The organism is Micromonospora sp. ANENR4, assembly GCF_015354395.1.
In the GTDB taxonomy this organism is placed as follows: domain Bacteria; phylum Actinomycetota; class Actinomycetes; order Mycobacteriales; family Micromonosporaceae; genus Micromonospora; species Micromonospora aurantiaca.
In genome coordinates this window covers 90,744-107,696 of the sequence record NZ_JADKYQ010000009.1, presented here as the reverse complement: position 1 = coordinate 107,696, position 16,953 = coordinate 90,744, and the positions used below count along the sequence as shown (strand labels likewise).

Sequence of the window (16,953 nt, the reverse complement as noted above, 5' to 3'; positions counted from 1 at the left end):
GCATGGCTGACGAACCCCTGATCCTCGGCATCGAGACCTCCTGCGACGAGACCGGCGTGGGCATCGTGCGCGGGCACACGCTGCTCGCCGACGCGCTCGCCTCCAGCGTCGAGGAGCACGCCCGGTTCGGCGGCGTGGTGCCCGAGGTGGCCAGCCGCGCCCACCTGGAGGCCATCGTGCCGACCATGGACCGGGCGCTGCGCGAAGCGGGCGTCACCATCGCCGACATCGACGCCATCGCCGTGACCTCCGGGCCGGGCCTGGCCGGCGCGCTGCTCGTCGGGGTCGCCGCCGCCAAGGGGTACGCGGTGGCGGCGGAGAAGCCGGTGTACGGCGTGAACCACCTCGCCGCGCACGTCGCTGTGGACACGCTCGAACACGGACCACTGCCCGAGCCCGCGATCGCGCTGCTGGTCTCCGGCGGGCACTCCTCGCTGCTGCGCGTCGACGACCTCGCACGCGACGTCGTACCGCTCGGCGCCACCATCGACGACGCGGCCGGCGAGGCGTTCGACAAGGTGGCCCGGCTGCTCGGGCTGCCGTTCCCCGGCGGGCCGTACATCGACCGCGAGGCGCGGGCCGGTGACCCGGCGGCGATCGCCTTCCCGCGCGGGCTGACCGCCGCGAAGGACCTGGTCGGGCACCGGTACGACTTCTCCTTCTCCGGCCTGAAGACGGCGGTGGCCCGCTGGGTGGAGGCGCGGCAGCGGGCCGGTGAGCCGGTGCCGGTCGCCGACGTGGCCGCGTCCTTCCAGGAGGCGGTCTGCGACGTGCTGGTCGGCAAGGCGATCGACGCCTGCCGCACCAGCGGCATCGACACGCTTGTCATCGGCGGCGGTGTGGCGGCCAACTCCCGGCTGCGGGTGATGGCCGAGCAGCGGGCCGGCAGGCACGGCATCCGGGTGCGTACGCCCCGGCCGAAGCTCTGCACGGACAACGGCGCGATGGTGGCCGCGCTCGGCTCCCACCTGGTGGCCGCAGGCGTCGCGCCGAGCCGGCTGGACCTGCCGGCCGACTCGGCGATGCCGCTGACAGTGGTCAGCGTGTGAGCGGGGAGGAGACCGACATGATCGTCCGGATGTGGGAGGCCAAGGCCGAGCCGTACGGCTTCGCCGACCTGATCACCTGGGTCTGCGAGACCGCGCTGCCCGAGTTCGAGCACGACCCGATGCACGTCTCCAGTGAGGTGTTCTCCTCCACCGACCACCGGCTCGTGGTCATCTCCAAGTGGCGCAACAACCCCCGGGAACTGCCCGAGCCGCCCGCACGCCTGATCGCCCGCCCGCCGCACAGCTGGGACTTCACCCAGGTCGACCGCTGACGCGAGGGCCGTCACGGCGGCCGGAATTGGTTGGCGCCCGGATCACCCCGGCACCTAGCGTCGGTGGGTCATGCGCTTCTCACCGGCCGGCGACCCCGGCACCCCTGACGCGCGGTCGGCCACCCGATACCTGGTGTGGCTCGCCGGGCGGCACCCCGTCATCTTCGGTGCCGGTCTCACGCTCGGCGTGATCTGGATGCTGGCCCAGGCACTGGTGCCGGCCGTGCTCGGCCGCGCCGTGGAAGCCGGCCTGGCCCAACGCGACCCGGACGCGCTGGTGCGCTGGAGTCTGGCCCTGCTCGGGCTGGGTCTGGTGCAGGCCGTCGCCGGGATCCTGCGCCACCGCTGCGCCGTACACAACTGGCTCGGCGCCGCCTACCGCACCGTGCAGGTCACCGTGGATGCCACCAACCGGCTCGGCGCCGCGCTGCCCCGGCGGGTCGCGGCGGGCGAGGTGGTGAGCATCGGCACCGCCGACATCGAGCACATCGGCAGTGCCGTCGACATCACCGCCCGCGGCGCCGGCTCGGTGGTCGGCATCGTCACCGTCGCGGTGATCCTGCTCAACGCCTCCCAGCCGCTCGGCCTCGTCGTGGTGCTCGGGGTGCCGCTGCTGATGGCGCTCGTGGCGCTGCTGATCCGCCCGCTGCACCGGCAGCAGGCCGCGTACCGGGACTCGACCGGCCGGCTCACCGCCCGGGCCGCAGACATCGTCTCCGGCCTGCGGGTGCTGCGCGGAGTCGGCGGCGAGCCGGTGCTGTCCGAGCGCTACCGGCAACGGTCGCAGGCGCTGCGCGCGGACGGGCTGCGGGTGGCCCGGGTCGAGTCGCTGTTGCAGGCCGCGCAGATCCTGCTGCCCGGCGTCTTCGTGGTGCTGGTGACCTGGCTCGGCGCCCGGTTCGCGCTGCGCGGCGAGATCAGCGCCGGCGAGCTGGTCTCGTTCTACGGCTACACCGCGTTCCTGGTCAGCCCGCTGCGCAACCTCACCGAGGCGGCCGACAAGCTGACCCGGGGACACGTCGCGGCCCGCCGGGTGGTCCGGTTGCTGCGGCTCGCGCCGGAGTTCACCGACCCGGCCACCCCGGTGCCGGTGCCGGCCGGGCCGGGCGAGCTGACGGACGCACGCTCCGGACTCGTCCTGCGACCGGGCCGGCTCACCGCGCTGGCCACCGCCACCCCGCAGGACGCCACCGAGATCGCCGACCGGCTCGGCCGGTACGCCGACGGGGACGTCACGCTGCACGGCGTACCGCTGCGGGACGTGGCGCTGGCGACGGTGCGGGAGCGGATCCTGGTGGCCGACAACGACGCGCAGCTGTTCAGCGGCGTGCTGCGCACGGAGCTGGACCCGCACGACCGGGCCGAGCCCGGCGCCGTCGAGGGGGCACTGGCCGCGGCGAGCGCCACCGACATCGTCGAGGCGCTGCCCGGCGGCCTGGACGGCGAGGTCGCCGAACGCGGCCGGGAGTTCTCCGGCGGGCAGCGGCAACGGCTGCGGCTGGCCCGCGCGCTCGTCGCCGACCCGGAGACGTTGATCCTGGTCGAGCCGACCAGCGCGGTGGACACGCACACCGAGGCGCGCATCGCCGAACGGCTCGGCCCGGCCCGCCACGGCCGGACCACGCTCGTCTGCACCACGAGCCCGCTGGTGCTCGGCCACGCCGACCACGTGGTCTTCGTCGAGGACGGCAAGGTCGTCGCCGAGGGCCGGCACGAGGAACTGCTCGCCGCCGAGCCGCGCTACGCCGCCACGGTGAGCCGGGAGGAGGACCGATGAGCAACGCGCTGCCCGTCGCCGACGCCGCCCAGGTCCGCCGGTACGTGCGCGAGCTGATCCGCCGTCACCCGCGTGGCCTGGCCGCCGCGCTCGGTCTGCACGCGCTCGCCGCCGGCGCCGGGCTCGTCGCCCCGCGCCTGCTCGGTGACCTGGTGGAGGGGATCTCCCAGGGCATCGCCGCGACGACCGTGGACCGGGTCGTCGCGGCCATCGCCGCGTTCGTGGTGGTGCAGGCGGTGCTGGTCCGTTTCGCGCACCTGGCCTCGGCCCGGCTCGGTGAGCGGGTGCTCGCCGAGCTGCGGGAGGAGTTCGTCGACCGAGTGCTCGCGCTGCCGCTCGCCACAGTGGAGCGGGCCGGCACCGGCGACCTGCTCACCCGTACCTCGCGGGACGTCGCCGCGCTGTCCCGTACGGTCCGGTTCGCCGGGCCGGAGACGCTCATCGCGGCGCTGACCGTGCTGCTGATCCTCGGCGCGCTGGTGCTGACCGGCCCGCTGCTGGCGCTGCCCAGCCTGCTGGCGGTGCCGGTGCTGTGGGCCGGCACCCGCTGGTACCTGCGCCGCGCGCCGCAGGGCTACCTGCGGGAGAACGCCGCCTACTCGGACATCACCGACGGGATCAGCGAGACGGTCGAGGGGGCGCGGACCACCGAGGCGCTGCGGCAGGCGGCTCGCCGCCGGGCGCGCGGCGACGCCGACATCCGCCGGTCGTACGCGGCCGAGCGCTACACGCTCCACCTGCGTACCGTGTTCTGGCCGGTGGCCGAGTTCGGCTACCTGGTGCCGATGGTGGCGACCCTGCTCATCGGCGGCTGGTTCCACCTGAAGGGCTGGGCCAGCCTCGGCCAGGTCACCGCCGCCACGCTCTACGCCCAGCAGCTCACCGACCCGATCGAGCGGCTGCTCGGCTGGCTGGACGAGTTCCAGGTCGGCGGCGCCTCGCTGGCCCGGCTGCTCGGGGTGGCCGCCGAACCGGATGAGCGCGCCAAGGCATCCGCCACGCCGGACGAGCGCGCTGCCGCCCCGGGCGGTGAGGGCCGGCTCGCCGCGCACGACGTCCGGTACGCGTACCGCCCGGGACACGACGTGCTGCACGGCGTGACGCTGGAACCCCGGCCGGGGGAGCGGCTCGCGATGGTCGGCCCGTCCGGGGCGGGCAAGTCGACGCTGGGCCGGCTGCTGGCCGGCGTGCACGCGCCGCGCGCCGGCACGGTGACGGTGGACGGCCGTCCACTCGCCGGAATGCCCCTGGCCGAGCTGCGTACCCACGTCGCGCTCGTCAGTCAGGAGCACCACGTGTTCATCGGCACGCTCGCCGACAACGTGGCGATGGTCCGGCCGGACGCCGACCCGGCGCGGGTACGCGCGGCGCTGGCCGCCGTCGACGCGCTGGACTGGGCGCTGGCCCTGCCGGACGGGCTCGACACGGCGGTCGGCGCGGGCGGCCACCCGCTCACCCCCGCGCAGGCGCAGCAGCTCGCGCTGGCCCGGCTGGTGCTCGCCGACCCGCACACGCTGGTGCTGGACGAGGCCACCTCGCTGATCGACCCGCGAGCGGCCCGGGCCCTGGAACGGTCGCTGGCGGCGGTGCTGCACGGCCGTACCGTCATCGCCATCGCGCACCGGCTCTTCTCCGCGCACGACGCGGACCGTGTGGCGGTGGTCGCCGACGGCCGGATCACCGAGCTGGGGTCGCACGACGAGCTGGTCGCGACCGGTGGCTCGTACGCCGCGCTGTGGCGTTCCTGGCACGGCTGAGAACGCGCGACGGGCCCCGGCAGACGTGCCGGGGCCCGCTCGACGGCCGGGGGTCACGAGCGGCGGGTCAGCCGCCAGGTCGCGTACCCGCCGGTGCCGAGCGCGATCAGGAACACCGCCCACACCACGCCGGTGCCCACCTGGAGTCCACCGCCGCTGCCCACGTTGGCCTGGGCGGCGGCGACGAGCGAGTCGCTCTGCGCGGGCGGCAGCGCGGCCGGCGGCAACTGCTGCCAGCGCACCAGCCCGGTGCTCTCCAGCATGGTCATGTGGTCGTTGACGAACGTGTTGGCATCCTCGGCCAGCTTGCGCACGATCGGGTCGCGGGTGCTGGCCCGGACCGCGCCGATCACCGGGAAGATCTTGCCGTGGGCGACCCGCAGCCGGGTGACGAAGATCTGGTCGAACCGGGCGCCGGTGGCGTTCTGCATCTCGGTCAGCCACCCCTTCTGCTCGGCCGTCGGATCCGTCGGCAGGGTGGCGCCCAGCTTGTTCGCCGCCTCGACCACCAACTGGTCCAGCTCCGCGTGCTGCTTGGCGATCTCCGCGCCGACCTCGCGTACCCGGGCGGACTGGCCCTTCTCGGCCGCCATCTGCCCGGCCGGCATCTCCCACAGCCCGGCCAGCCGTACACCGTTGAGCAGCGTCATGTCGGCGGCGTTCATCTGCACGCCGGGGTTGGGTGCGGCCTGCGCCGTCCCGGGAACGACGCCGATCCCCGCGCCCAGCGCGGCGAGCAGCAGTACCACCCGGTGCGCCAGCTTGCGGCGTGCGGATTCCAGCGATGCCATGGTTGCGGTGCCTCCTCGGTCCGGACCGGTACGCGGGGTCGTGGACGGCCGCGCAAGCCGGCCGCCCGTCCGCACACTGGTACGGATCGGCGGGCCGATCAGTTCAGCGGGTCGGCGAGGAGTCGTTCGAACGCCAGCTCGGCGGCGCCGATCAGCGCCGCGTCGTCACCGAGCTTCGGGGTACGCAGCCGCACGTGCTCCAGGCACGCGGGCAGCCCGTTGGAGTTGAGCCGGCTGCGCACCTGCGCCGCCGCGGCCAGATAGAGGTCGCGCATGGTGCCGCCGAAGATGACCATCTCCGGGTTGAAGATGTTCACCAGGTTCGCGACGCCGAAGCCGAGCCAGTCGCCGGCCTGCCGTACCGCGGTCTGGGCGCGGGCGTCACCACGGTCGGCGGCGTCGAAGACGGCGAGCAGCGCGTCCCGGCCGCGCGCCTCGGACCGGCCGGCGGCGCGCAGCAGCCCGTGCTCGCCGATCTCGGTCTCCCAGCAGCCGCGCCGGCCGCAGTCGCAGCGCACCCCGTCGCGGACCACCACCATGTGGCCGACCTCGCCGCCGTAGCCGCCGTGCCCTCTCAGCCGCCGCCCTCCGGCGATGATGCCCGCGCCCACGCCGACGTCGCCGTAGATGTAGATGACGTTGTCGCAGCCGACTGCCGCGCCCCGGGCGTGCTCGGCGTACGCGGCCACGTCGGCCACGTTGCCCACCGTGATCGGTACGTCTATCCCCAGCTCGACGGCGAGCGCCGCACCGATCGGCTCGTCCACCCAGCCGGTGGTGGGGCTGAGCCGGACCAGTCCGTCCTCCCGGCGGACCATGCCGCACACCGCCACCCCGGCGCCGACGCAGATCGCGTCCGGCGGCACCGACTGGTGCATCTCCTTGACCGCGCCGGCGAGCAGCGGGGCGGCCTCCCCGGCGACCAGGTTGCGCGGCCGGTCCATCTCCCGGCGGTCGAGCACCTCACCGCCGAGCCCGACCCGCGCGGCCCGCAGCCGGTCCACCTCGACGCTGTACGCGTACGCGTAGACCCGACCCGACTCGGGCCGGACGACGAGTGACGGTCGTCCGGCCCGGCCGGTCTCCTTCGGCGTCCCCTCGCTGACCAGACCGGCGCCGGCCAGGTCCGCGGTCAGCGCGCCGATGGTGCTGCGGTTGAGGCCGAGCGCGGTGGTCAGCTCGGCGCGGGTGGTGGCGCCGTGCACGTGTACGTAGCGGAGCAATGCGCCCAGGTTCTGCCGACGGATCTCGTCCTGACTGGGGCCCGCGCGCATTGCCACTGCCATCGTGTTTCCGTGCCCCTGCTCAGCGGTTGCCGGTGGCGGCGGCCCGCCGACGCGACAGCGCGTCGATGGTCGCCGCGGCGAGCAGCACCACGCCGGTGACCACGTACTTGACGCCCGAGCTGTATCCCATCAGTCCCATACCGTTGTCGATGACCGCGACCACCGCGCCACCGAGCACGGCGTCGAGGACCCGGCCCTTGCCGCCGAAGAGGCTGGTGCCGCCGATCACCGCCGCGCCGACGGCGTAGAGCAGTACGTTACTGCCACCGGTGTTGGGGTCGACGGAGTTGCCCCTGCTGGCGGCCACGATGCCGCCGATGGCGGCCATCGAGGAGCAGATGACGAAGACGGAGATGCGGATCCGGTCGACGTTGATGCCGGCCCGGCGGGCCGCCTCGGCGTTGCCGCCGACCGCGTAGATGTGCCGTCCGTAGCTGGTGCGCTGGAGCACGAACGTCCAGACGATCAGCAGCACCGCGATGATCGGCACCACGATCGGCACGCCCTTGAGCGAGGTGATCAGCACGTTGCGGCTGCGCTCCAGGTTGAGCACGTAGACCGCCACGCCGAGGATCACGGCCAGGCCGCCGATCCGCGCGCCGACCACCGTGAGCGGGTCGGTGAGCAGGCCACGGGCGGCCCGGTTGCGGTATCGCAGCAACTGCACTGCCGCGTACCCGGCGACGGCCACCGCGGCGAGCGCCCAGCCCAGCGCGGGGGTGAGGTTGCGGTTGGCGATCGCGACGAGCACGTCGTCGCGGATCGCGATGTTGGCGCCCTCGTCCATCAGCGTCAGCACGACGCCCTGGAAGGCGAGGAACCCGGCGAGCGTGACCACGAAGGACGGGATGCCGACCTTGGCGACCAGCAGACCCAGCACGGTGCCGATCACCACACCGGTGACGACGGCGGCGAGGACCGCCACGTACCAGGGGTAGCCGAGCACGGTGACGACGTTGGCCAGGATCGCGGCGCAGACGCCGCTGGCGAAGCCGGCGGAGAGGTCGATCTCGCCGAGCAGCAGGACGAAGACCAGGCCCATGGCGATGAGCGTGACCGCCGCGCCCTGGGTGAACAGGTTCGCCAGGTTGCCGGCGGTGAAGAACGACGGGCGGGCGATCGAGAAGCCCACCGCCAGCGCCACGAGCATGACCACAGCGGGGAGCGCGCCGATGTCGCCGCCGCGTACGCGGCGCCAGTAGTTGTTCACGTGGCTGTTCAGGGTCGGTGTCGGCGCGACGCCGGCCGGGCCTTCCTTCTTCACGACGATGGCGGTCATCGGACGGCTCCTGGGGTGGTGTCGGCGGGCGCGGCGCCGTTGCCGCCCGGCTCGCCGGTGAGGCCGAGGCTGCCGGATCGGCCGGCGGTGATCAGCTCGACCACCTGCGAGTGGGTGATGTCTGTGGTCTTCACCTGGGCGACCATCTGGCCGAGGTAGAGCGCGGCGATCCGGTCGGAGACGGCGAAGACGTCGTTCATGTTGTGCGAGATGAGCACCACGGCCAGGCCGTTGTCGGCCAGCCGGCGCACCAGCTCCAGCACCTGGGCGGTCTGCGCGACGCCGAGCGCTGCGGTCGGCTCGTCCAGGATGACCAGCCGGCTGTTCCAGAGCACGGCCTTGGCGATGGCGACTGTCTGCCGCTGGCCGCCGGAGAGGCTGGCGACGTGCTGGCGCAGCGACTTCACGGTGCGCACGCTCAGGCCGGCGAGCGTCTCGGCGGCCATCTGCTCCATTGTCGGCTCGTCGAGCACGATGCCGCTGCGCTTCTCCCGGCCGAGGAACATGTTCTGCACGATGTCGAGGTTGTCGCAGAGCGCGAGGTCCTGGTAGACGACCTCGATCCCGAGCGCGGCGGCGTCCCGGGGGCTGTTGATGGTCACCGGCCGCCCGTCGAAGAGGAACTCGCCGGCGTCGGTGGGGTGGATGCCGCTGATGCACTTGACCAGGGTCGACTTGCCGGCGCCGTTGTCGCCGACGAGCGCGGTCACCTCGCCGGGGTGCGCGGCGAAGGCGACGTCGCGCAGCACCTGGACGGGACCGAAGCTCTTGTCGATCCCGCGTAGCTCCAGCAGGGGGGTTGCGGACACGGGGTTCTCCTTTGGGCGGAGGGAGGTCTCGGATCCCGTCCGGCGCGGGCGCCGCCCGGCACGGGTCTCCCGTGCCGGGCGGCGCCGCCTGAGGCGGGTGGGTCAGCTCACGCCGGCGTCGGTGCAGAGCTTCGCGAAGGCACCGGTGCAGAGCTCTTCCTTGGTGACGTAGCCGTCGGCCACCACGTCCTTGACGTTGTCCTTGTAGATGGCCTTGGGCTCCAGCAGCACGGCCGGCACGTCCCGGTTGCCCTCCGGGTCCTTGACCGTCTGGCCGGTGTCCTTCCTCTCGCCCTTGGCGAGCGCGATGGCCAGCTCGGCGGCGGCGTCCGCCTCCTTCTTGACCGCCTTGTAGACGGTCATGCACTGGTCGCCGGCGAGGATGTTCTGCAGGCCCTCCTTGGTGGCGTCCTGACCGGTCACCGGGACCTTGCCGTTGAGCTTGTTCTTCTTCAGCACCGAGATGGCCGCGTTGCCGAGACCGTCGTTGGCGGCGAGCACGCCGTCGATCTTGCCGCCGGCCTTGGTCATCTGCTGCTCGAAGATGGTGGCGGCCTGCGCGTTGTCCCACGCGGGTACCGGGTCGTCGGCGACCTTGGTGTATTCCTTCGAGTCGAACTTCGGCTTGAGTACCGAGTCGTACCCGTTCTTGAACAGGGTGGCGTTGTTGTCGGTCGGCGAGCCGTTGAGGTACGCGATCGACGGGTTCTTGACGCCCTTGTCGGTCAGGCACTTGCTCAGGCCCTCGCCCTGGAGCTTGCCGACCGCCTCGTTGTCGAAGCTGACGTAGTACTGGGCGGAGCCGCCCAGGGTCAGCCGGTCGTAGTCGATGGTCGCGACGCCCTGCGACTTGGCCTTGTCGAGCACGGCCTTGCCGGTGCCGGAGTCCAGGTTGACGATCATCAGGACGTTGACGCCGCTGGTGATCATCTGGTCGGCGATGGTCTGGAACGCGGTCTTGTCGTTCTGCGCGTTCTGGATGTCGGACTCGACGCCGGCCGCGTCGAACGCCGCCTTCAGGTACTTGCGGTCCGCGCCCTCCCAGCGGGCGGAGGACTTGCTGTCCGGCAGGATCACGCCGATCTTCGGCTTCTTGGCGTTGGAGCCGCCGGCCTCGTCGGAAGAACCGCCGTTGTCACCGCAGGCGGCCATGCTGCCGGTCGCGAGGAGACCGACGGCCGCGAAGGTGAGGAAGCCCTTGCGCATGTGCAGGGTCCTTTCGGAGGTGGGGGAGTGGTGATGTTTTGTTGTGCCCGGCAACGTATTCCCCGCTTCCCATGCACCGCAAGACTGCCGAGGTCAGAAGTTTGTTGGCGGCGGTAACAATTCAGCAACGCGGTTGTCACCCGCGGGACACCGCCTGGAGAGCGCGCTCCGGGAACGCTCCCACACGTACCGTCACGAGCCCGCTCAGGCGGCGGCGATCGATGCCGTCGTCGCCCCGGTGAGCGCCACCAGATCGGTCGGCGCGAGCTGCACCTGCAACCCTCGGCGGCCCGCCGAGACGTACACGGTCGGGTGTGTCAGCGCGGAGGCGTCGATGACTGTCGGTAGCCGCTTGCGTTGCCCCAGCGGGCTGATGCCGCCGCGGACGTATCCGGTCGCCCGCTCGGCCGTCGTACGGTCCGCCATCGTCGCCCGCTTGCCGCCGGCCGCAGCGGCGAGCGCCTTCAGGTCCAGCTCGCCGGTCACCGGCACCACCGCCACCGTCAGCCCGCCGTCGACCTCGGTGACGAGCGACTTGAACACGCGCTCCGGTGCCACCCCGAGCGCGGTCGCGACGAGCGCGCCGTAGTTCGGCGCGTCCGGCGAGACGTCGTAGGTGTGGGTGCTGTGGGCGATCTTCCGCTTGCTCAGCAACGCGATCGCCGGAGTGCCAGGGCCCGCCACCGGATCAAGCTAGCCCGGTCGCCGGCCCGCCGCGAGCCGAAACCGCGCGCCGCGGGTCAGCCGCCCGCCGGAACCGGCCGGCAGACGAGCACCGTGGGGCCGCCGGCGACCCGGGTCAGCACCAGGTCGGCCGCCGCCTCGCCGGAGAGCCGCAGGTCACGGCGTAGCTTCTCCGGCTCCAGCGCCGACCCGCGCTTGCGGATCTCGACCCGGCCGACCCGCCGCTCCCGCAGCAGCGCGCGCAGCCGCTTCAGCGAGAACGGCAGCACGTCGGTGATCTCCAGGCAGCGGGCGAACGGGGTGGGCCGGGCCTCGTCGGCGTACAGGTAGGCGATCGACGGGTCGGCGAGCGTCGCGTCGAGGTCGGTGGCCAGCTCGGCGACCAGGTGCGCCCGGACCACCGCCGGATCCGGGTCGTAGAGGAACCGCCGGACCGGTCCCACCGGCGCCTCCTGCCCGCCCGTGCCGGTGAGGAGCGACACCGCGTCGTCGCGCTCGCGCAGCACTGTGGCGCGGCGCGGGACCTCGGCCAGGTCACCGCACCAGAGCGCCGCCTCGACCAGGTCGCCGTCCACGCTCACCCATTCCGCCTCGGCGCCCGCCGGGATCAGCGCGTGGTCGAGCCCCGGCGCCACCTTCACCACGGTCCGCGGCACCCGCGCGGCCAGGCCGGTGACGAAGTCCCACGGCGGGGAGTAGGCGTTCGGGTCGAAGACGCGCCGCCCGGTGCCGGCCCGCCGCCGCGCCGGATCGCAGAACACCGCGTCGACAGGGCGCACGTCGAACGCTGTGGCGTCACCGCAGGAGACGGTCACCAGGTCGGCGAGCCCGGCCGCCTCGGCGTTGGCGGCGGCCATCGCGGCGGTGAGCGGGTCGGCCTCCACCGCGTACACCCGGATGCCGGCGCGGCCCGCGGCGAGCGCGTCGGCGCCCAGCCCGCACCCCAGGTCGGCCAGCGTGGTCACGCCCGCGGCGCGCAGCCGCGCGGCGCGCCGGTCCGCGACCGCGCGCCGGGTGGCCTGCTCCAGCCCGGCCCGGGTGAGGAACATCCCGGCCGCGACCGGGCCGAACTTGCCGGCCGCCCGGCGGCGCAGCTCCGCCTGGGTCAGTGCCGCCGCCGCGAGCCCGCCGGGGATGCCGGCCGAGCGCAGCGCGGCCGCCGCCGCCAGCGGGTCGCCGCCGGCCACCCGCTCGGCCGCGGCGAGCGCCGACGACCCCTCGGGGGTACGCAGCGCGGCGAGCTGGTCGAGATCCACGCGCTCATTCTCCCGGCCCGGTTCCGGCGCGACACGGAGGGCGACGCGTTGGCACTCTCCTTGACGGAGTGCTAGCCGAGGAATAACCTGCGATTAGCACTCTCACCCTGAGGGTGCCAACGCCCGAGCCTCGTGCCCGGGGGTTGAGCGCCAGGCGGACCGGCACCCGCGACGACGGCCCCGCCCGGTGGCATGTGGCAGATTGACGCTGGTCGGCGTGCCGGCCGGCAACGACACCAAGTACCCGGGAGGGTATGCCCGTGACTACCGCGACCAAGGTTGCGATCAAGCCGCTCGAGGACCGCATCGTGGTCCAGGCGAACGAGGCCGAGACCACCACCGCCTCGGGCATCGTGATCCCCGACACCGCCAAGGAGAAGCCGCAGGAGGGCACCGTCCTCGCTGTCGGCCCGGGCCGGATCGACGACAAGGGCAACCGCGTGCCGATCGACGTGAAGGTCGGCGACACCGTCCTCTACTCGAAGTACGGCGGCACCGAGGTCAAGTACGCCGGCGAGGAGTACCTGGTGCTCTCCGCCCGCGACGTCCTCGCGGTCATCGAGAAGTAAGCAACCGATCAGTGTCGTTGCCCCGGTCCGGCTCGCCGGGCCGGGGCAACGTCGCTTCGAAGGGATACTGATGGCGAAGATCCTCAGCTTCTCGGACGACGCCCGGCACCTGCTGGAGCACGGTGTCAACGCCCTCGCGGACGCGGTGAAGGTCACCCTCGGCCCGCGCGGGCGCAACGTCGTCCTGGACAAGAAGTTCGGTGCGCCCACGATCACCAACGACGGCGTGACCATCGCCAAGGAGATCGAGCTCACCAACCCGTACGAGAACCTCGGCGCGCAGCTGGTCAAGGAGGTGGCGACCAAGACCAACGACGTCGCCGGCGACGGGACCACCACCGCCACCGTGCTGGCCCAGGCGATGGTCCGTGAGGGCCTGCGCAATGTGGCCGCCGGCACCAACCCGACCGGCCTGAAGCGGGGCATCGACGCGGCGGCCGCCAAGGTCTCCGAGGCGCTGCTCGGCAAGGCCGTCGAGGTCTCCAGCAAGGAGTCGATCGCGCACGTCGCGACCGTCTCCGCGCAGGACGCCGCGATCGGCGAGCTGATCGCCGAGGCGATGGAGAAGGTCGGCCGCGACGGCGTCATCACCGTCGAGGAGGGCTCCGCGCTCACCACCGAGCTGGAGGTGACCGAGGGTCTCCAGTTCGACAAGGGCTTCATCTCCCCGAACTTCGTCACCGACCTGGAGGCGCAGGAGGCGGTCCTGGAGGACCCGTACATCCTGATCACCACCCAGAAGATCTCGGCGATCGAGGAGCTGCTGCCGCTGCTGGAGAAGGTCCTCCAGAACAACAAGCCGCTGCTCATCGTCGCCGAGGACGTCGAGGGCCAGGCCCTGTCGACGCTCGTGGTGAACGCGCTGCGCAAGACCGTCAAGGTCTGCGCGGTCAAGGCCCCCGGCTTCGGCGACCGCCGCAAGGCGATGCTCCAGGACATGGCGATCCTCACCGGTGCCGAGCTGGTCGCCCCGGAGCTGGGCTACAAGCTCGACCAGGTCGGCCTGGAGGTGCTGGGCACCGCCCGCCGCGTCGTGGTCGACAAGGAGAACACCACTGTCGTCGACGGTGGCGGCCAGTCCGCCGAGGTCGCCGACCGGGTCGCGCAGATCCGCAAGGAGATCGAGGCCTCCGACTCCGAGTGGGACCGGGAGAAGCTGGCCGAGCGGCTGGCGAAGCTCTCCGGCGGCATCGCTGTGATCAAGGTCGGCGCGGCCACCGAGGTCGAGATGAAGGAGCGCAAGCACCGCATCGAGGACGCCATCGCCGCGACCAAGGCCGCGGTCGAGGAGGGTACGGTCCCGGGTGGCGGCGCCGCCCTGGCCCAGATCCTGCCGGCGCTCGACGACGACCTGGGCTTCACCGGTGACGAGAAGGTCGGCGTCTCGATCGTGCGCAAGTCGCTCGTCGAGCCGCTGCGCTGGATCGCCCAGAACGCCGGCCACGACGGCTACGTGGTGGTGCAGAAGGTCGTCGGCCAGGACTGGGGCCACGGCCTCGACGCCGCCACCGGCGAGTACGTCGACCTGGCCAAGTCCGGCATCATCGACCCGGTGAAGGTGACCCGCAACGCGGTCAGCAACGCCGCCTCGATCGCCGGCCTGCTGCTCACCACCGAGAGCCTCGTGGTGGAGAAGCCGGCCGAGCCGGAGCCGGCCGCCGGTGGGCACGGCCACTCGCACGGCCACGGCCACCAGCACGGCCCGGGTTTCTGACCCGAGCAGTACGGCCCGACGTCAGGGCACACCGCCGACCCGGTGGTGTGCCCTGACGCGTATGTCCTTACGGAACGCTGACGGGATTGGCAGCCGGACCGGCGGGTCGATCAGACTGGGTGCCGTGAGCACCCTCTCCCGCCGCCGCGCGGCGCTGGCCGGTGTCGTCGCCGCAGTGGTGGCACTCGGCACCGCCGAACCCGTGGCGGTCCTGACCGGTCCCCGGTCCGCGCCGCTCGTCGCCGTCGGCGGACTCGTCGTCGACCTGGTGCCCGAGCCGCTCAAGCAGTTCGCCATCGACGTCTTCGGCACGTACGACAAGATCGCCCTGCTGGCCGGGACGGCGCTGCTGCTGGCCGCCTTCGGGGCGCTGCTCGGCCTGGCGGCGGCCCGGCGGCTGGTGATCGGCCTGGCCGGCGTCGCCGCGTTCACGGTGCTCGGCGTCGCTGCCGCGCTGACCCGGGCCGGCGCGGACGCGTTCGACGCGCTGCCCTCGCTGGTCGGCGGCGGACTGGGCGCGCTGACGCTCTGGGCGTTCGTGGCCGGACCACTGGGGCCCGGCCGGGGCGCGGCCGCGCAGCCGGCACCGCCTCCGGCGGTCGCCGCGCTCGCGGGGGAGGAGAAGACCCCGGGTGGCTGGGAGCCGGTCCGGCACGACGACGACGCGGAGTCGCGGCGGCGTTTCCTGCGCGGCGCCGGGCTGCTCACCGGTGCGGCGGCGGTGGCCGGGCTGGGCGGGCACTGGCTGGCGGGCCGGCGCGGCGTGTCGGCGGCCCGGGAGGCGGTGACGTTGCCCGCCCCGGTGGCGCCCGCCCCGCAGGTGCCGGCCGGAGCGGACCTGTCACTGCCCCGGCTGGCGCCGTACGTCACGCCGAACCGGGAGTTCTACCGGATCGACACCGCGCTGGTGGTGCCGCAGGTGGACCCGGTCACCTGGCGGCTGCGGATCCACGGGCGGGTGCGCAACCCCATCGAGCTGAGCTTCGACGACCTGCTGGCCCGCCCGATGGTCGAGCGGTACGTGACGCTCGCCTGCGTCTCCAACGAGGTGGGCGGCGACCTGATCGGCAACGCGCGCTGGCTCGGCGTACCGATCAAGGAACTGCTCGACGAGGCCGGCCCGGCCGACGGCGCGGACCAGGTGGTCGGCCGCGCGGTCGACGGCTGGACCTGTGGCACGCCCACCTCGGTGCTGCGCGACGGCCGGGACGCGCTGCTCGCGGTCGGCATGAACGGCGAGCCGCTGCCGATCCAGCACGGCTTCCCGGTGCGGATGGTGGTGCCGGGGCTCTACGGGTACGTGTCGGCCTGCAAGTGGCTCACCGAGCTGGAGCTGACCAGCTTCGCCGACTTCGACGCGTACTGGGTGCCGCGTGGCTGGTCCGCGCAGGGACCGATCAAGACGCAGTCCCGGATCGACACGCCCCGGCCCCGCAGCCGCCCGGAGGCCGGCCCGGTGACGGTGGCCGGTGTGGCGTGGGCGCAGCACCTCGGCATCAGCCGCGTCGAGGTACGCGTGGACGCTGGCCCCTGGCAGGAGGCGACACTGGCGCCTGCCGTGTCGGCGGACACCTGGGTGCAGTGGTCTTGGCGGTGGGACGCGACGCCGGGCGAGCACTCGCTCCAGGTGCGGGCGACCGACACGACTGGCGAGACGCAGACGGAACAGCGTGCCCCGGTAGCCCCCGACGGCGCGACGGGATGGCACACAGTCAGGGTCACCGTCGCCTGACCCACCGACTCCGCGTCCCCGCTCCTCGGCGCCCCGCAATAGGGGCGCAAAGCTTCCAAGATCTACGCGTGGGGTGCCACGACACGACGCCGCGCCCCGTAACTCGGGGCGCGGCATCGGGGGTCGTGGAACCGGGTCAGGCGACCTTGCGCTGGTCCGGCACGGCGGTGTTGTGCGGCCGGCCGAGGCGCGCCTCCAGTCGGGCGATGTCCACCTTGGTCTGCCGGCGGTCGGCCAGGTCCTCCCAGCCGAGGGCGAGCAGCCGCAGCCGCTCCGACTCGCTGAACCCGCCCCAGACGCCGTACGGCTCGCGTACGGAGAGCGCGTGGGCGGCGCATTCGGCGCGCACCGGGCAGGCGCGGCAGACCGACTTGGCGCCGGTCTCGCGGCGCAGCCGGGAGGAGCCGCGCTCGCCGTCCGGGTGGAAGAACTGCGCGCTGTCGCGGCCACGGCAGGCTCCGAGCCGCTGCCAGTCCCAGAGCTCGTCGATCGGTCCAGGCAGCCTACGTACGTTCGACATCAGCACCCCTCCTCCCGCGCGGCACCGCGGAGAATGTTCGTTGCCAGCTACCGGGCGGCGGTCCGCGCGGGATGCCGGTTCCGGATGAACCCCTCGGTACCCGAGCGGTCCGCGCCTCACACATCTGTGATCGAAAACGTCGGACACTCGGCGGCATATGCCCCATCTGTCGGAAAAGTTCGGATGATTGCCCGGAACCCCCTCCCGACCCCACCTCCGCATGGTCTGCTCTGAGTCGGAGAGGAGACCACT

General features: G+C 73.0%; 15 protein-coding genes. 7 read left to right on the top strand and 8 right to left on the bottom strand.

All coding sequences use genetic code 11. The features are described from left to right. The first annotated feature begins 2 nt into the window (after window positions 1–2). From tsaD to IRY44_RS17260, 4 genes are all read left to right on the top strand, one after another. Window positions 3–1,049 (top strand): tRNA (adenosine(37)-N6)-threonylcarbamoyltransferase complex transferase subunit TsaD, encoded by a 1,047-nt coding sequence (gene tsaD / locus IRY44_RS17275; protein WP_194801385.1) that lies wholly within the window; start codon window positions 3–5, stop codon window positions 1,047–1,049. Window positions 1,050–1,066: 17 nt separating this feature from the next. After that, window positions 1,067–1,321 carry a hypothetical protein gene (locus IRY44_RS17270; protein ID WP_091426737.1) on the top strand — a complete coding sequence of 85 codons (255 nt, stop codon included), beginning with the start codon at window positions 1,067–1,069 and terminating at the stop codon, window positions 1,319–1,321. Window positions 1,322–1,391: 70 nt separating this feature from the next. Next, entirely contained in the window at window positions 1,392–3,098 is a 1,707-nt protein-coding gene (locus IRY44_RS17265; RefSeq protein ID WP_194801384.1) for an ABC transporter ATP-binding protein, read from the top strand. Then, the gene (locus tag IRY44_RS17260; RefSeq protein WP_194801383.1) at window positions 3,095–4,855 is read left to right on the top strand and encodes an ABC transporter ATP-binding protein; all 1,761 of its coding nucleotides are present in this window, start codon (window positions 3,095–3,097) and stop codon (window positions 4,853–4,855) included. Before IRY44_RS17265 ends, IRY44_RS17260 begins: the two co-directional genes overlap by 4 nt. Window positions 4,856–4,908: 53 nt before the next feature. On the opposite strand, the gene IRY44_RS17255 is transcribed toward IRY44_RS17260, so the two are convergent. The 7 genes from IRY44_RS17255 to IRY44_RS17225 all read right to left on the bottom strand — a co-directional run bounded on the left by IRY44_RS17255 (window position 4,909) and on the right by IRY44_RS17225 (window position 12,166). Beyond that, a complete protein-coding gene (locus IRY44_RS17255; RefSeq protein WP_194801382.1) occupies window positions 4,909–5,646 on the bottom strand; it encodes a DUF4142 domain-containing protein in 738 nt (245 codons plus the stop codon). A gap of 98 nt (window positions 5,647–5,744) precedes the next feature. Next, complete coding sequence (locus IRY44_RS17250; RefSeq protein ID WP_194801535.1) at window positions 5,745–6,920, bottom strand: ROK family protein; 1,176 nt, start codon at window positions 6,918–6,920, stop codon at window positions 5,745–5,747. A 31-nt stretch (window positions 6,921–6,951) separates the two neighbouring features. After that, window positions 6,952–8,211, bottom strand: coding sequence for a sugar ABC transporter permease (locus IRY44_RS17245; RefSeq protein ID WP_194801381.1), 1,260 nt, complete (start codon window positions 8,209–8,211; stop codon window positions 6,952–6,954). Continuing rightward, on the bottom strand, window positions 8,208–9,020 hold the full coding sequence (locus tag IRY44_RS17240) for an ATP-binding cassette domain-containing protein (RefSeq protein ID WP_120573138.1): 813 nt from the start codon (window positions 9,018–9,020) through the stop codon (window positions 8,208–8,210). The genes IRY44_RS17245 and IRY44_RS17240 overlap by 4 nt, the downstream gene beginning before the upstream one ends. Window positions 9,021–9,122: 102 nt before the next feature. Continuing rightward, window positions 9,123–10,226, bottom strand: coding sequence for a sugar ABC transporter substrate-binding protein (locus IRY44_RS17235; protein WP_120573139.1), 1,104 nt, complete (start codon window positions 10,224–10,226; stop codon window positions 9,123–9,125). A gap of 204 nt (window positions 10,227–10,430) precedes the next feature. Further along, window positions 10,431–10,910, bottom strand: a complete 480-nt coding sequence (gene ybaK / locus IRY44_RS17230; RefSeq protein ID WP_194801380.1) for a Cys-tRNA(Pro) deacylase — start codon at window positions 10,908–10,910, stop codon at window positions 10,431–10,433. A gap of 56 nt (window positions 10,911–10,966) precedes the next feature. Beyond that, window positions 10,967–12,166: a class I SAM-dependent methyltransferase gene (locus IRY44_RS17225; protein WP_194801379.1), complete on the bottom strand. Its 1,200-nt coding sequence runs from the start codon at window positions 12,164–12,166 to the stop codon at window positions 10,967–10,969. A 254-nt stretch (window positions 12,167–12,420) separates the two neighbouring features. Here IRY44_RS17225 and groES point away from each other — a divergent pair, with 254 nt between their 5' ends. The 3 genes from groES (at window position 12,421) to IRY44_RS17210 (ending at window position 16,181) form a co-directional block, all read left to right on the top strand. Further along, window positions 12,421–12,735, top strand: a complete 315-nt coding sequence (groES, locus tag IRY44_RS17220) for a co-chaperone GroES (RefSeq protein WP_018222648.1) — start codon at window positions 12,421–12,423, stop codon at window positions 12,733–12,735. Window positions 12,736–12,805: 70 nt separating this feature from the next. Next, window positions 12,806–14,449, top strand: a complete 1,644-nt coding sequence (gene groL / locus IRY44_RS17215) for a chaperonin GroEL (RefSeq protein WP_194801378.1) — start codon at window positions 12,806–12,808, stop codon at window positions 14,447–14,449. A gap of 61 nt (window positions 14,450–14,510) precedes the next feature. Further along, window positions 14,511–16,181, top strand: coding sequence for a sulfite oxidase (locus tag IRY44_RS17210; protein ID WP_228532301.1), 1,671 nt, complete (start codon window positions 14,511–14,513; stop codon window positions 16,179–16,181). 136 nt (window positions 16,182–16,317) lie between these two features. Here the strand turns inward: IRY44_RS17210 and IRY44_RS17205 are convergent, their stop codons facing one another. Then, a complete protein-coding gene (locus tag IRY44_RS17205; RefSeq protein WP_194801376.1) occupies window positions 16,318–16,701 on the bottom strand; it encodes a WhiB family transcriptional regulator in 384 nt (127 codons plus the stop codon). Window positions 16,702–16,953: the final 252 nt, after the last annotated feature.